Genomic DNA, 13,452 nt, shown 5'->3' with positions numbered 1-13,452 from the left:
ACACGAGGTTACCGTGGAGTCGTGCCACGCCCCACGGAGTTCGTCCGCGACCAGGTGAGCGCCGTCCGCGAGACGGTCACCTCGGCCGCGGCCGAGGCCGGCCACGTGCCGGCCAGCGTGGGCACCCACGTGGGCGACTTCATCCGCAGCCAGCGCAGCGCCGCCCAGGTGTCGCTGCGCGAACTGGCCCGCGCCGCGGGGGTGAGTAACCCCTACCTGTCCCAGGTCGAGCGCGGCCTGCGCAAGCCGTCGGCGGAGATCCTGGCCCAGATCGCCCGCGGCCTGAAGATCTCCGCCGAGACCCTCTACGAGCAGGCCGGCATCCTCGACCGCCGGTCGGGCACCGCCGGCACGGTCGCCGCCATCCGGGCCGACCCGGCGCTCTCCGAGCGGCACAAGGCGGTGCTGCTGGAGCTCTACGAGACCTACGCCCGCGAGCAGGCGCGCACCGAGCAGGCGCGCACCGAGCAGGCACACACCGCGGCAGCGCAGCCGGCCGCACCCCAGTCACCCACCCAGTCACCCCAGTCACCTCAGGAGGAGACGGCATGAGCCGCACCGACACCCTGATCAAGCACGGCGAGAACGTCGTCCGCACCGGCCTGCTGGCCGCCCTCGGCGCCGGCGACGTCGCCGTCGACCGGGCCCGCACCGTCGTGGGCCAGTTCCGCTCCCGCGCCGAGGCGCTGCCCGGTGAGGCCCAGGTCCAGGCCGACCTCGCCGGCAAGGAGGCGCGCACCCGCGCCGAGGACGCCCGCACCCGCGCCGCCCACGCCGCCGCCGAGGCCCGCGCCCGCGCCGGTCAGGCCCGCGAGCAGGCCGCCGCGGCGGCCCAGCAGGCCCGCGTCGCCGCCGCCCAGGCACGCACCGCGGCGGTCGACGCCGCCGCCACCGTGCGGCCGGAGACGGTCTTCGGCACGGTCACCGGCCTGGTCGGCACCGCCCGCACCCAGGCGCTGACCACGATCGGCGAGCTCGCCGACCGGGGCGCGACGCTGGTCGGCCCGACGTTCCAGCGGTTCGCCGGGCGCGCCGAGCAGGCCGTCGACACGGTCGAGGATGCCGTCGCCGACGCCGCCGACACCGTGCAGGAGACCGTCGACGCCGCGTCGAACGAGGTCACCTCGGTGGCGCAGAAGACGGCGGCCCGCGCCGACGACGCGCTCGACACCGTCACCGACGAGACCGCCGAGGCCGCCGCGGCCACGAAGCGGCGCGTCCGGGACGGCGCCCCGAAGCCGGCGAAGAAGGCCACCGCCCGCAAGTCCCCGGCCAAGAAGGCGGCAGCACCGGACACCGCCGCGCAGAGCAGCACCCCGGTGCCCGACCCGCTCGCCGTCCCGGCCAAGAGCAGCGACACCGAGTAAGGCACCTCCGCCCGGCACGCCGCCCCGGTACCCGCGATCGTCGCGGGTGCCGGGGCGGCGTGCGTCTCACCCGGGCGGGTCAGGTCGCCGACGTGCCGCGGGCAGACCCGCCGGAGCGGGCCCGGGGACGCCTATCCTCGGGGGCATGGGCTTCGACGGGTTCGTCTACGAGCTGGTCCGCCTGGGCACGCTGGCGCTCGCGCTGTGGGCGTTCGTCGACGCGGTGATCCGCCCGGCGCCCGCCTTCGTGGCCGCGGGGAAGCTGACCAAGCCCGGCTGGATGGCGATCACCGGCCTGGCCGCGCTGCTGCTGTGGTGGCAGGGGCCGCTCAACCTGTTCGGGTTGCCGGCGGTCATCGCGGCCGTGGTCTACCTGGTCGACGTGCGCCCCGCGGTGCGCGGGCTGCGGCGGGGCGGGAACGACACCAGCTGGTGACCCGGTGGGTCAGTACCCGCGGCGGTCCGACGGCATGAGCACCCACAGGGCGATGTAGGCGATGAACTGCGGGCCCGGCAGCACGCAGGAGACGACGAACGCCAGGCGCAGGCCGTTCCGGGACAGGCCGAACCGCCGGGCCAGGCCGGCGCACACCCCCGCGATCACCTTGTGCCGGGAGTCGCGGGTCAGGCGGCGGGACGCAGGAGCTGTCATGGCCCGACCCTAGGGGCACCGGGTCGACCTGTGCAGCTCCGGTGAGACCCGCCGTCCTCAGCCGAAGACGCCGGCCGGGGGTTGCGGCGAGGGCTGCGCGTCGACGTCGGTGACCGGCGCCTGCTGCCCGACGAACGTCCCCAGCTCGGCGCCCTGCACCAGCCGGGCGGGCATCGGGTCGGTCAGGCAGCGGCGGGTCAGCTCGGCGACCGGCAGCTCGGCGTCCGAGGCGACCGCGACCAGGTTGCCGAACCGGCGGCCCTTGAACGTGCTCGGCTCCGCGACCAGGGCCAGGTGCTCGAAGACCGCGGCGAGCGTCGCGGCCTCGGTGCGGGCGAACCGCAGCGGCGGGCCGTCGGAGACGTTCCACGCCGTCGTCCCGCCCGGGCGCAGCACCCGGGCGACGTCGGTGGCGAACTCCACGGTGGTCAGGTGCGCCGGGGTCCGGGCGCCGGCGAAGACGTCGACCAGCACCAGGTCGGCGCTGGCGTCCGGCAGCGCGGCGAGCCCGGCCCGGGCGTCGATGGCCCGCACCCGGACCCGGGCACCCCGGGGCAGCGGCAGCCGCGACCGCACCAGGTCGGTGAGCCGCCCGTCGAGCTCCATCACCCGCTGCGCGGAGCCGGGCCGGGTGGCGGCCACGTAGCGGGCCAGGGTCAGCGCCCCGCCGCCCAGGTGGACGACGTCCAGCGGCGCACCCGCCGGGGCGACCAGGTCGACGACGTGCCCCATCCGGCGGACGTACTCGAACTCCAGGTGGGTCGGGTCGCCGAGGTCGACGTGCGACTGCGGGACGCCGTCCAGGTGCAGCTCCCACGCGCCGTCCCGGTCGGCATCGGCCAGCAGCTCCGCCGTCCCGCCACCGACCTCGACCGGCCCGGGCAGCGGCGTCAGGTGCTCGCTCCTCCTCCGGCCCACCCGGCCATCCTGCCGGACGCCGGCTCAGACCCCGCCGCTCGCCGCCCACTCGGCCAGCCGGCGCTCGGCCTCGGCCGGGCTCACGTCCTCCACGCGGGTCATCACCGCCCAGCGGTGCCCGAACGGGTCGATGATCGAGGCGAACCGGTCGCCGGTGACGAAGGTGGCGGGCGCTTCGCGCAGCGTGGCGCCCCGCTCGATGGCGGCCGCGGTGACCGCGTCGACGTCCGCGACGTAGACGCAGGTCGAGGCGCTGACCGGGCCGGCGGTCGGGGCGACGAGCTCGTAGGCCCCGTTCGGGTCCCCGAGCTGCAACCGCCCCAGCCCGAGGTCGAGCTCGGCGTGCGGCACCGAGCCGTCGGCAGCGTCCATCCGGCTGACCACCCGGGCGCCGAACACGGCGCAGTAGAAGTCGATGGCCCGAGCCGCCGGAGAGCAGACCAGGAACGGGGTGAGGGTCGTGTAGCCGTCGGGACGGCCGTTCTCGATCGTCATGTCGGTCACCCTGCCTAGGCTCCTGCCGTGCCGTCTTGGACGAACACGACACCGCGGGACGACCCGCTCTCCCGCGGGGTGCTGCGGCCGGCGGCGACCCAGCAGGTGGCCGGCCTGCGCCGGGACGTCGCCGTGCACCCGGTGCTCGCGCCCTTCGTCGAGCGCTGGTGGTCGGTGCGCTGGGACCGCACCGGTCAGCCGCCGTTCCGCTCGGAGGTGCTCAGCCACCCCAGCGTGAACCTCTCGGTGGAGGAGGGCACGCACCCCCGCTTCGGGTTCGAGCTGCCCGCGGTGCTGGTGCACGGGGTGGTGACCCGCCGGTTCACCGTCGACCTGGTGGGCGCCGGCCGGGTGACGGCGGCCAAGTTCCGCCCCGGCGGCTGGGCCGCGTTCACCGGGCGGCCGCCAGCGGTCGGCACGGTCACCCCGCTCGGCCACGAACTCCCGGTCGACGCCGTCCGGTTGGTGACCGACCTCCTCGCCCAGGCCGACGACGCCGACCGCGTCGCGGTGCTGGAGGCCGCCCTGCTGCCGGTGGTGCCCGAGCCGCCGGCGGAGTTCGTCGAGCTGAGCGCGCTGCTGGCGGAGATGGTCGCCGACCGGTCCGTGGTCCGGGTCGACCAGGTCGCCGGCCGGGCCGGGGTGGGCGTGCGGTCGCTGCAGCGCCGGTTCGCCCGGTGGGTCGGCGTGCAGCCCAAGGCGGTGCTCGCGCGCTACCGGCTGCAGGACGCCGCCGCGGCGATCGACGCGGGTGCCGACGACCTCGCCGGGCTGGCGGCCTCGCTCGGCTGGTTCGACCAGTCGCACTTCAGCCGGGACTTCCGGGCGGTCGTCGGTGTGCCGCCGTCGGCCTATCTCGCCCGCGCGCGGGCCGACCCGGGGACCGGGCGGGTCAGACCGGCGCGACCGCGGACCAGCGGACGCTGACCTCGCCGTGCTTCCACCGCCGGGTCGGGCCGACCAGCGGCCAGCCCTCGTCGGCCAGCGTCTCCACCGCCGCGGCCCACCGCTGGCGCGGGCCGAAGGTGGACAGCCCGGCGGCGGACGCCCAGGCGGCGTCGAAGGCGGTCAGGAACCGGTGCACCGGCTGGCCGGGCACGTTGTGGTGGATCAACGCCTTGGGCAGCCGCTCGGCCAGGTCCGACGGGCGGTCGAGGTCGGACACCCGGGCGGCCAGGGTGAGGGTCAGCGGCCCGTCCTCGTCCAGCGCGACCCAGGTCGCCCGCCGTCCCCACTCGTCGCAGGTGCCCTCGACCAGCAGCCCGCCGGGGGCCAGCGCGCCGCGCATGGTGTCCCAGGCGCGGGCCGCGGACTCCTCGTCGTACTGGCGGAGCACGTTGAACGCCCGCACGAGCACCGGCTGCAGCCCGGCCAGCTCGAACCCGCCCACCCGGAAGTCGACCCGCGGCGGGTCACGGTGCTCGGCGACCGCGGCCACCCGCTCCGGGTCGATCTCCAGGCCGACCACCTCCAGCCCGGCCACCTCGGGGGTCAGCCGCTCGGCCAGCTCCAGCGTGGTCACCGCGGAGGCGCCGTAGCCCAGGTCGACGACGAGCGGCCGGGCGGCGTCGCGCAGCCGGGCCACCTGGGTGGTCACGATCCAGCGGTCGACCCGGCGCAGCCGGTTGGCGTTGGTGGTGCCGCGGGTGGGCAGGCCCATCGCCCGGGCGCGGCCGGCGGCGAGCCGGGGCGTCTTCCGGGTGGGGGGCAGCGACGCACGCCGGGTGTGGTCGCTCACGGTGGACGAGGTTAGTCGCGCCGCGGATTACGGTGGTCGGGTGCAGGTACACCGCGACGCCCGCTTCGCGGAGCTGACCACCCTCGGGGTCGGCGGCCCGATCGACCGGCTGGTCGAGGTCACCACGCGGGAGGAGCTGGTCTCGGCCGTCCGCGATGCCGACGACGCCGGCCGCCCGCTGCTGGTGCTCGGTGGGGGTTCCAACCTGATCGGCCCGGACGCCGGCTGGTCCGGAGACGTGGTGCTGGTCCGCACCCGCGGGGTGACCCGCCGGGACGCCGGTGGACTGGTCGAGCTGGAGGTCGAGGCCGGCGAGCCGTGGGACGACCTGGTCGCGGCCACCGTGGGCCAGCAGCTGGCGGGCCTGGAGGCGCTGTCGGGCATCCCCGGGTCGACCGGGGCGACCCCGGTGCAGAACGTCGGCGCCTACGGCCAGGAGGTCGCCGCGCTGATCACCTCGGTGCGCACCTGGGACCGCGCCGCGGGCACCGAACGGGTGTTCACCCCGGAGGAGTGCGGGTTCGCCTACCGGGAGAGCCGGTTCAAGTCCCAGCCCGGCGCCCACGTCGTGCTCGCGGTGACCTTCGCGCTGCGGCCCTCGGCGCAGTCGGGTGCGGTGAGCTACGCCGAGCTGGCCCGGACCCTCGGCGTCGGGCTGGGGGAGACCGCCCCGTTGGCCGCCGTGCGGGACGCGGTCCTCGGCCTGCGCCGCGGCAAGGGCATGGTGTGGGACCCGGCCGACCCGGACACCCGCAGCGCCGGGTCGTTCTTCACCAACCCGATCGTGCCGGTGGCCGCGGCGGTGCCCGGCTGCCCGAGCTGGCCGGCCGGGATCGGCGCCGACGGGGCCGAGCAGCTCAAGCTCTCGGCCGCCTGGCTGGTGCAGTCGGCCGGGTTCAGCAAGGGCACCCGCGACGGGCGGGTCGGCACGTCACCGCGGCACAGCCTGGCGCTGACCACCGAGCCCGGCGCGACGTCGGCGGAGCTGATGGCCTTCGCCGGCCGGGTCGTCGACGCGGTCCGCGGGCAGTTCGGCGTGACCCTGGTGCCCGAGCCGGTGCGCCCGTGAGCGTGCGGCCGGACGACGCCCGGCGGCTGGGTGGGCTGTACGAGACGTTGCGGGCGCCCGCGGTGCCGGCCGGCGGTGGCGCGGGTGCGATGGCCGCCTGGATGGCCCGGGTGGAGGCCGACGGCGCGCTGGCCGGGCTGATCTCGCGGCTGCTCAACGGCGGCGACCTGCTCAGCACCGACGTCGAGGCTGCCCGGGCGCTGACGGCGTCCGCCGGTACCTCGGCCGCGCCCGCACAGGTCGCGGCCGCCTACGAGCTGCTCCTCGCCCACGCCGCCTGACCGGCGGTCAGGCCAGCAGGAGGGCGAGCCCCACCCCCAGCGCGGTCAGCACGGCCAGGGTGACGGCCAGCCACAGCAGCATGCGCAGCGCCCGCCGCCGGCCGCGCGGGTTGGTGACCCAGCCACCCGTCAGCTCGCCGAGCTTCCCGATCGTGCCGGCCGGGGAGTACTGGTTCGTCTCACGCCCGTCCCCGTGCATCCCGCGATGGTGCCCCCACACGGCGCCGTCCGTCGACCCCCGTCCGACGCCGCTGGCCACGGCGACCGGTGCGTGCGAGCCTGGAGGTGAGCCCCGCAGCGGAGCTCCCGGACGAGCGGCGCCGTACCCGGACAGCGACAAGACGGCGTTCTCGGGAGTGGTCATGGCCTGGCTCGTCCTCGTCGTCTCCGGCGCGCTGGAGGCCGTCTGGGCCACCGCGCTCGACCGGTCGCAGGGCTTCACCCGCCTGTGGCCGAGCGTCGTCTTCGGCGTGGCCCTCGCCGGCAGCATGGGCGGGCTCGCCCTCGCGATGCGCACCCTGCCGCTGGGCACCGCCTACGCCGTCTGGGTGGGCATCGGGGCGACGCTGACCGCCGGCTGGGCGATGGCCACCGGCGCGGAGCCGGTCTCGGTGGTCCGGGTGCTGCTGCTGGCCGGCATCGTCGGCTGCGTCATCGGCCTGAAGCTCGTGTCCTGAACCTGCTCACGCCTCCAGGGCGGTGAGCCGGCCGGCGGGGCGGGTGACGAACAGCGCGTGCGTGGTCGCCGTCCACCCGGCGTCGCGGGACGGCGCGTCCGCCGCCCACCGGCAGGCGCGCGCCAGCCAGCCGCCCGCCAGCTCGGCGGCCACGGCCGCCGCGTCGGCGGTGGGTACCGCCCAGATCCGCAGCGCCAGCTGCCCACCGGGCGCCCAGCGCACCTCGAGCACCAGCGGCTCCCCGACGGCTGCGAGCTCCGGCACGGCGAACGTGCAGCTGCCCACCCGCGCACCGGTGGCCCTGAGTTCGTCGGCCACCTGCTCCCGCTCGGCCGGCCACGACCAGCCGGTGGACAGCCGGTCCCGTCCGAACGAGCCCCAGGGTGCGGTCACCCGTCCTCGCGGGCGACCTTGTGCTGGGCGGCCTGGGCCCGCGGGCGGACGACGAGCAGGTCGACGTTCACGTGGTGCGGCCGGGTGACCGCCCAGGAGATGACGTCGGCGACGTCCTCGGCCACCAGCGGCTCGCGCACGCCCCGGTAGACGGCGTCGGCCTTCTCCTGGCTGCCGGTGCGGTTCAGCGAGAACTCGTCGGTGCGAACCATCCCGGGGGCGATCTCGATGACCCGCACCGGGTCGTACACCAGCTCCAGGCGCAGCGTCTCGGCCAGCGTGTGCACCCCGTGCTTGGCGGCGGTGTAGCTGGCGCCGCCCTCGTAGCTGACCAGCCCGGCGGTGGAGCCGACGAACACCAGGTCGCCGGCGCCGGAGGCCGTGAGGGCCGGCAGCAGCGCCTTCGTCACCCGCACCGGGCCCAGCACGTTGACGTCGTAGCTGCGCTCCCACGAGTTCAGGTCGGCCTCGGCCACCGGGTTGGCGTCGAACGCGCCGCCGGCGTTGTTCACCAGCACGTCGACCCGGTCCAGGGACGCCGCCAGCGCCGCGACCGAGGCCGGGTCGGTGACGTCGAGCTCCACCGCGCGGCCGCCGATCCGCTCCGCCAGCGCGGTGAGCCGGTCCAGCCGGCGCGCGGCGAGCACGACCTCGAACCCCTCGGCGGCCAGCCGCTCCGCGGTCGCGGCGCCGATCCCGCTGGAGGCTCCGGTGACGACGGCGACCCGGCCCGTACCGGGGAAGGGCACTCGGGAGGGGGAGGGGGCAACGGGGCTGGACATGTGCCCATCCTGGCCTTGTTGCACACTGAACCACCGACAGGGTGTCCGCCGCGGGCGCCATGGACGCCCGAGCGGAGGTGGCACCGTGCCTGGTCGTCGGCCCGGTCGTCCCGGCGTCCTGTGGCGCAGCACCACGGGTGGGAAGACGACGGCCCGGGACACGACCTCCCGGGACAGCACCTCCCGGGACAGCGCTGCCGGGAACACCACGGCGCCGGTGCTCCCGCGCCGGGTCGCGACGCTCTCGGTGCACACCAGCCCGCTGGAGCAGCCCGGGGCCGGTGACGCCGGGGGCATGAACGTCTACGTCGTCGAGGTGTCCCGCCGGCTGGCCGAGCGCGGCATCGCCGTCGACGTGTTCACCCGGGCCACCTCCAGCGACCAGCCGCCGGTGGTCGAGATGAGCCCGGGCGTCACCGTCCGGCACGTCAGCGCCGGCCCGTTCGAGGGCCTGGGCAAGAACGAGCTGCCCGCCCAGATGTGCGCCTTCACCGCGGCGGTGCTGCGCGAGGAGGCGCAGCACGACCCCGGGCACTTCGACGTCGTCCACTCCCACTACTGGCTCTCGGGCCAGGTCGGCTGGCTGGCCCGGGACCGCTGGGGCGTGCCGCTGGTGCACTCCGCGCACACCCTGGCCAAGGTCAAGAACGCCGCGCTGGCCGAGGGCGACGAGCCCGAGCCGCGCGCCCGGGTGATCGGCGAGGAGCAGGTCGTCGCCGAGGCCGACCGGCTGGTCGCCAACACCGCGGAGGAGGCGCGCGAGCTCGTCGACTTCTACGGCGCCGATCCCCGCCGCACCCTGGTGGTGCCGCCCGGGGTCGACCTGCGCACCTTCCGCCCCGGCTCCCGGCGCAGCGCCCGCGCGCGGATCGGCGTGCCCGACGACGCCGTCGTCCTGCTGTTCGTCGGCCGGATCCAGCCGCTCAAGGCGCCGGACATGCTGCTGCACGCCGCCGCCCGGGTGCTCGCCGGCGACCCGGCGCTGCGTGCGCGGCTGCAGGTGCTCGTGGTCGGCGCCCCCAGCGGGTCCGGGCTGGCCGAGCCGCGGCGACTCCAGGAGCTGGCGGTGCGGCTCGGGGTCACCGACGTCGTCCGGTTCCTGCCGCCGCAGCCGCCGGCGCAGCTGGCCGACCACTACCGGGCCGCCGACGTCGCCGTCGTCCCGAGCCACAACGAGTCCTTCGGGCTGGTGGCCCTGGAGGCACAGGCCTGCGGCACGCCCGTGGTCGCCGCCCGCGTGGGTGGTCTCCCGACCGCGGTCGACGACGGCGTCTCCGGCCTGCTGGTCACCGGCCGGGACCCCGAGGACTACGCCGGCGCGATCACCCGGGTGCTCGAGCGCCGTGAGCTGCTGGCGGCCGGCGCCCGACGGCACGCCGCCGCCTTCAGCTGGGACCGCACCGTCGACTCCCTGGTCGACGGCTACGCCGCGGCGATGGCCGAGATGGCCGAGATGGCCGAGCGGGCCCGGCGGCCGGTGCGGGCGGCCCGGCTGCGCGGCGCGGACGCCGTGCGGCTCCTCTCCGGGGGCACGGCGGGTCGATGAGCCGGCGCAGCGTGGCGGAGCTCGACGGGGTCGTCGAGGAGGCCCTGCGCGCCGCCGAGCTGGAGTACGAGCACCCCGGCACCGGCCGCTTCGTGGTGACCTTGCCCGGGGTGAAGAAGCTGCGCACCGTCGTCGGGATGACCATCGGCGCGCACGGCGTCCGGGTCGAGGCCTTCGTCTGCCGCCAGCCCGACGAGAACCGGGAGCAGCTGTGGGCCTGGCTGCTGCAGCACAACGCCCGGATGTACGGGGTCGCGTACTCCATCGACAGCGTCGGCGACGTGTACCTGACCGGCACCTTCGCCCATGCCGCGGTGTCCGCCGAGGAGATCGACCGCATCCTCGGCGCGGTGCTCACCTACGCCGACGAGCACTTCAACACGATGCTGGAGATCGGCTTCGGCAGCTCGATCCGCCGTGAGTGGGAGTGGCGGGTCAAGCGCGGGGAGTCGTTGCGCAACCTGGAGGCGTTCGCCGCCTTCGCCGACCCCACCCGGCGGCCGCCCGGGTGACCCCGCCCGCCGCGACCTCGTCGACGACCTCGTTGCCGGCCGGCTACGAGCGGCGGTGGTGGGTGCTGGCCACCATGGTCGTCTGCCTGCTGATGGTGATCATGGGCAACACCATCCTGAACGTCGCCCTGCCCACCCTGCAGCGCGAGCTCGACGCCACCCAGGGCGAGCTCCAGTGGGCGATCGACTCCTACATCCTCGTCTTCGCCGGGCTGCTGTTCAGCTGGGGCGTGCTCGGGGACCGGTTCGGCCGGCGGAAGGTGCTCCTGGCCGGGCTGACGATCTTCGCCATCGGCTCGGTGCTCGCCGCGTTCAGCGACTCGGCGCTGGAGCTGATCGGCTGGCGGGCGCTCATGGGGGTCGGTGGTGCCGCCGTCCAGCCCGCCACCCTCGCGGTGATCACCAACGTCTTCCCGGCCCGGGAACGGGGCAGGGCGATCGGGCTGTGGGCCGGCGCCTCCGGCCTCGCGGTCGCCGGTGGCCCGCTGGCCGGCGGGCTGGTGCTCGAGCACTACTGGTGGGGCGCGGTCTTCCTGATCGGCGTCCCGGTCGCGGCGGTGGGGGTGCTGGGCATCTTGCTGGTCGTCCCGGAGTCGAAGGACCCCGCGCCCGGCCGGCTGGACGTGCCGGGGGTGCTGCTGTCGATCGTGGCGCTCGCGGGCCTGGTGTTCGGCATCATCCGGGGTGGCAGTGACGGCTGGAGCGCGCCGCAGACCTGGGCCCCGCTGGGTGGTGGCCTGCTGCTGCTGGCGCTCTTCGTCTGGTGGCAGCGGCGCACCGACCACCCGGCGCTGGACGTGACCCTCTTCCGCAACCCGGCCTTCTCCGCCGCGGCCGGCGCGCTCGCGCTGAACTTCTTCGCGCTGCAGGGGGCGACGTTCTACCTCGTCTACTACCTGCAGGGCGTGCGCGGGTACTCCCCGCTGGCCAGCGGGGCCAGCCTGGTGCCGGTGGCGCTGGGCATCGTGCTGATGGCCCCGCGCAGCTCGGGGCTCGCCGAGCGGTTCGGCGCCAAGGCCGTGTGCGCCACCGGGTTCACGCTCATCACGGTCTCCTTCGCCGGCATCCAGCTGCTGGACGCCGACACCCCGGTGTGGCTGGTGCTCACCGTGCTGGCGCTGCAGGGCATCGGGATGGGCTCGGTGCTGGCACCGGCCACGGAGTCGATCATGTCCGTCGTCCCGCGGGAGAAGGCCGGTGCCGGCGCGGCGGTCAACAACGCGGTGCGCCAGGTGGGCGGCGCGCTGGGCGTGGCGATCCTCGGCTCGGTGCTGGCCGGCGCCTACGCCACCCGCCTCGGGGCCGACGTCGACGCGCTGCCGCCCGCGGCCCGGGAGCAGGCCGGCGAGTCGATCATCGGGACGCTGGCCGCCGTCGAACGGGCCCGGGCCGCCGGCGGGGAGGCCGCGGCCGGGGCCGGCGCCGTCGTCGAGCCGGCCCGGGAGGCATTCGTCGGGGCCATGCACCTGACCGCCGTCGGCACCGCCGGCTGTGCGGTCGTCGCCGCGGTGGTCGTGCTGGTGTGGCTGCCCGGCCGTCGCCGGCCGGTCTGACCTCTCCCTCCTGCGCGGCCGGGTGTCACCCGGCCACGCCCGCGCGCGTGCCCCGCTGCGGACGCTGCGTCGATCAGTGGCCCCGCCCACGCCCGGTCAGGTGACACCCGACGGGACCGTGTGACAACCGTTGACCACGGAGCGTGTCGACCGCCAGGGTCAGGGCGGCCGCGGACCCCGCGCGCCGACCACCGCGCCGACCTCCCGGAGTCCCCGTGCCCGACGCCCCTCCCGCCCGACGCGACGCGCTCCGACGTGACGCCTTCGCCCCGCTGCTGGACAGCCCGCGCGCGGAGACCATGCGGCGGCACACCCGTGAGGGGCGGGCGACCCACTCGGTGCCCACCGGCGGCGCGCCCCAGCCGGTCACCCTGTTCGACGACGGCCGGTCGCGGATCAACCTGGGGACGAACAACTACCTGGGTCTGGCCGGCGACCCGCAGGTCGTCGAGGCCGCCGTCGAGGCGCTGCGCCGCTACGGCACCAGCGCCGCCGGCAGCCGGGTGCTCAACGGCACCACCCGGCTGCACCTCACGCTGGAGGAGGAGCTGGCCGACCACTACGGGACCGAGGACGCCGTGCTGACCTCCGCCGGGGTCAACGCCAACGTCGCGGTGCTGGCCAGCGCCGGTGCCCCCGGTGACGTGCTGCTGGTCGACGCCCACGCCCACGCCAGCCTGCACGCCGCCGCGGCCGCCAGCCGGGGCACCGTGCAGCGGTTCACCCACAACTCCGTGGCGTCCCTGGAACGGCGGCTGGACCGGCTGGCGCCCGACGCCGGCGCGGTGGTCGTCGTCGACGGCGTCTACTCGATGAGCGGGGAGGCCGCGCCGCTGGCCGCCATCGCCGGCATGTGCCGGCGGTTCGGCGCCCGGCTGGTCGTCGACGAGGCGCACGGCCTGGGCGTGCTGGGGGAGCGGGGTCGCGGGGCCGCCGAGGCCGCCGGCGTGCTCGACCGCGTCGACGCGGTCACCGTCGCGTTCAGCAAGTCCCTGGCCAGCGTCGGCGGCGCGGTGCTGACCTCGCGCGCGGTGGCCGACGGGATCCGGACCACCGCCATGCCCTATCTGTTCAGCGCGGCGGGCGACCCGGCAGCGACCGCGGCCGCGCTGGCCGCGCTGCGGGTGCTGCGCCGCGAACCCGAGCGGATGCAGCGGCTGCGGGACAACGGGGCGCTGCTGCGCCGCGTGCTGACCGAGCACGGCGCCGCACCGCTGCCCGGCTCGGGCGCGGTGATCGCCGTCCCCACCGGCGACGACGAGGCGACCTGCGCCGCGTGGGCCGCCGCCCACGACGCCGGCGTCTACACCAACGCCGTCGGCTGGCCCGCGGTCCCGCGCGGTCAGGGCGTGCTGCGCCTGGCGGCCATGGCGACCCACACCCCCGAGCAGCTGCAGCTGGCCGGGGAGCTCGTCGCCGAGGCCGTCCGCCGCACCCGCGCCCCCGAGCGCGCCGCCGCGATGAGCTGA

The 13,452-nt window shown here is 76.3% G+C and carries 18 protein-coding genes and 1 riboswitch; of the genes, 11 read left to right on the top strand and 7 right to left on the bottom strand.

Annotated elements, in window-relative coordinates; genetic code table 11:
* The first annotated feature begins 21 nt into the window (after nucleotides 1-21).
* The 3 genes from JD78_RS15000 to JD78_RS14990 all read left to right on the top strand — a co-directional run bounded on the left by JD78_RS15000 (nucleotide 22) and on the right by JD78_RS14990 (nucleotide 1,803).
* Nucleotides 22-552, top strand: a complete 531-nt coding sequence (locus JD78_RS15000; protein ID WP_166521212.1) for a helix-turn-helix domain-containing protein — start codon at nucleotides 22-24, stop codon at nucleotides 550-552.
* Nucleotides 549-1,367, top strand: a complete 819-nt coding sequence (locus JD78_RS14995) for a hypothetical protein (RefSeq protein WP_153358672.1) — start codon at nucleotides 549-551, stop codon at nucleotides 1,365-1,367. The genes JD78_RS15000 and JD78_RS14995 overlap by 4 nt, the downstream gene beginning before the upstream one ends.
* A 145-nt stretch (nucleotides 1,368-1,512) precedes the next feature.
* Nucleotides 1,513-1,803: a DUF2516 family protein gene (locus JD78_RS14990; RefSeq protein ID WP_153358674.1), complete on the top strand. Its 291-nt coding sequence runs from the start codon at nucleotides 1,513-1,515 to the stop codon at nucleotides 1,801-1,803.
* Between the two features lie 9 nt (nucleotides 1,804-1,812).
* On the opposite strand, the gene JD78_RS14985 is transcribed toward JD78_RS14990, so the two are convergent.
* The 3 genes from JD78_RS14985 to JD78_RS14975 are packed head-to-tail and all read right to left on the bottom strand — an operon-like array spanning nucleotide 1,813 to nucleotide 3,432.
* On the bottom strand, nucleotides 1,813-2,019 hold the full coding sequence (locus JD78_RS14985; RefSeq protein ID WP_153358676.1) for a PspC domain-containing protein: 207 nt from the start codon (nucleotides 2,017-2,019) through the stop codon (nucleotides 1,813-1,815).
* A 57-nt stretch (nucleotides 2,020-2,076) separates the two neighbouring features.
* The gene (locus JD78_RS14980) at nucleotides 2,077-2,937 is read right to left on the bottom strand and encodes a spermidine synthase (protein WP_166521211.1); all 861 of its coding nucleotides are present in this window, start codon (nucleotides 2,935-2,937) and stop codon (nucleotides 2,077-2,079) included.
* Nucleotides 2,938-2,961: 24 nt separating this feature from the next.
* Nucleotides 2,962-3,432 carry a VOC family protein gene (locus tag JD78_RS14975; RefSeq protein WP_153358678.1) on the bottom strand — a complete coding sequence of 157 codons (471 nt, stop codon included), beginning with the start codon at nucleotides 3,430-3,432 and terminating at the stop codon, nucleotides 2,962-2,964.
* Nucleotides 3,433-3,459: 27 nt separating this feature from the next.
* Here JD78_RS14975 and JD78_RS14970 point away from each other — a divergent pair, with 27 nt between their 5' ends.
* Nucleotides 3,460-4,359, top strand: a complete 900-nt coding sequence (locus tag JD78_RS14970) for a helix-turn-helix domain-containing protein (protein WP_153358680.1) — start codon at nucleotides 3,460-3,462, stop codon at nucleotides 4,357-4,359.
* On the opposite strand, the gene JD78_RS14965 is transcribed toward JD78_RS14970, so the two are convergent.
* Nucleotides 4,325-5,170, bottom strand: a complete 846-nt coding sequence (locus tag JD78_RS14965) for a class I SAM-dependent methyltransferase (RefSeq protein ID WP_194290421.1) — start codon at nucleotides 5,168-5,170, stop codon at nucleotides 4,325-4,327. The two genes, JD78_RS14970 and JD78_RS14965, sit on opposite strands and share 35 nt — an antisense overlap.
* Before the next feature lie 40 nt (nucleotides 5,171-5,210).
* Between JD78_RS14965 and JD78_RS14960 the strand changes: the two genes are divergently transcribed.
* Both JD78_RS14960 and JD78_RS14955 read left to right on the top strand, forming a co-directional pair.
* Nucleotides 5,211-6,239, top strand: a complete 1,029-nt coding sequence (locus JD78_RS14960; RefSeq protein ID WP_153358682.1) for a UDP-N-acetylmuramate dehydrogenase — start codon at nucleotides 5,211-5,213, stop codon at nucleotides 6,237-6,239.
* Entirely contained in the window at nucleotides 6,236-6,520 is a 285-nt protein-coding gene (locus tag JD78_RS14955; protein WP_153358684.1) for a hypothetical protein, read from the top strand. Before JD78_RS14960 ends, JD78_RS14955 begins: the two co-directional genes overlap by 4 nt.
* Nucleotides 6,521-6,527: 7 nt before the next feature.
* Here JD78_RS14955 and JD78_RS14950 read toward each other — a convergent pair whose 3' ends face one another.
* On the bottom strand, nucleotides 6,528-6,719 hold the full coding sequence (locus JD78_RS14950; protein ID WP_153358686.1) for a hypothetical protein: 192 nt from the start codon (nucleotides 6,717-6,719) through the stop codon (nucleotides 6,528-6,530).
* A gap of 85 nt (nucleotides 6,720-6,804) precedes the next feature.
* Nucleotides 6,805-6,871: riboswitch (guanidine-III (ykkC-III) riboswitch) on the top strand.
* Between the two features lie 11 nt (nucleotides 6,872-6,882).
* Between JD78_RS14950 and JD78_RS14945 the strand changes: the two genes are divergently transcribed.
* Complete coding sequence (locus JD78_RS14945; RefSeq protein ID WP_153358688.1) at nucleotides 6,883-7,197, top strand: DMT family transporter; 315 nt, start codon at nucleotides 6,883-6,885, stop codon at nucleotides 7,195-7,197.
* A gap of 6 nt (nucleotides 7,198-7,203) precedes the next feature.
* Here the strand turns inward: JD78_RS14945 and JD78_RS14940 are convergent, their stop codons facing one another.
* Nucleotides 7,204-7,590, bottom strand: a complete 387-nt coding sequence (locus tag JD78_RS14940) for a hypothetical protein (RefSeq protein ID WP_153358690.1) — start codon at nucleotides 7,588-7,590, stop codon at nucleotides 7,204-7,206.
* Entirely contained in the window at nucleotides 7,587-8,372 is a 786-nt protein-coding gene (locus JD78_RS14935) for an SDR family oxidoreductase (protein ID WP_153358692.1), read from the bottom strand. The genes JD78_RS14940 and JD78_RS14935 overlap by 4 nt, the downstream gene beginning before the upstream one ends.
* Before the next feature lie 85 nt (nucleotides 8,373-8,457).
* Here JD78_RS14935 and mshA point away from each other — a divergent pair, with 85 nt between their 5' ends.
* From mshA to JD78_RS14915, 4 genes are all read left to right on the top strand, one after another.
* Nucleotides 8,458-9,918, top strand: a complete 1,461-nt coding sequence (gene mshA / locus JD78_RS14930) for a D-inositol-3-phosphate glycosyltransferase (RefSeq protein ID WP_228395033.1) — start codon at nucleotides 8,458-8,460, stop codon at nucleotides 9,916-9,918.
* A complete protein-coding gene (locus JD78_RS14925) occupies nucleotides 9,915-10,430 on the top strand; it encodes a type III secretion system chaperone family protein (protein WP_153358694.1) in 516 nt (171 codons plus the stop codon). The genes mshA and JD78_RS14925 overlap by 4 nt, the downstream gene beginning before the upstream one ends.
* Complete coding sequence (locus tag JD78_RS14920) at nucleotides 10,427-11,983, top strand: MFS transporter (protein WP_228395034.1); 1,557 nt, start codon at nucleotides 10,427-10,429, stop codon at nucleotides 11,981-11,983. The genes JD78_RS14925 and JD78_RS14920 overlap by 4 nt, the downstream gene beginning before the upstream one ends.
* Nucleotides 11,984-12,198: 215 nt before the next feature.
* Nucleotides 12,199-13,452, top strand: a complete 1,254-nt coding sequence (locus JD78_RS14915; protein ID WP_153358696.1) for an aminotransferase class I/II-fold pyridoxal phosphate-dependent enzyme — start codon at nucleotides 12,199-12,201, stop codon at nucleotides 13,450-13,452.

Origin of the sequence: Modestobacter roseus (assembly GCF_007994135.1) — a bacterium.
In the GTDB taxonomy this organism is placed as follows: domain Bacteria; phylum Actinomycetota; class Actinomycetes; order Mycobacteriales; family Geodermatophilaceae; genus Modestobacter; species Modestobacter roseus.
Note: the sequence above shows the minus strand (reverse complement) of the source record. Positions and strands in the feature narration are given on the sequence as shown.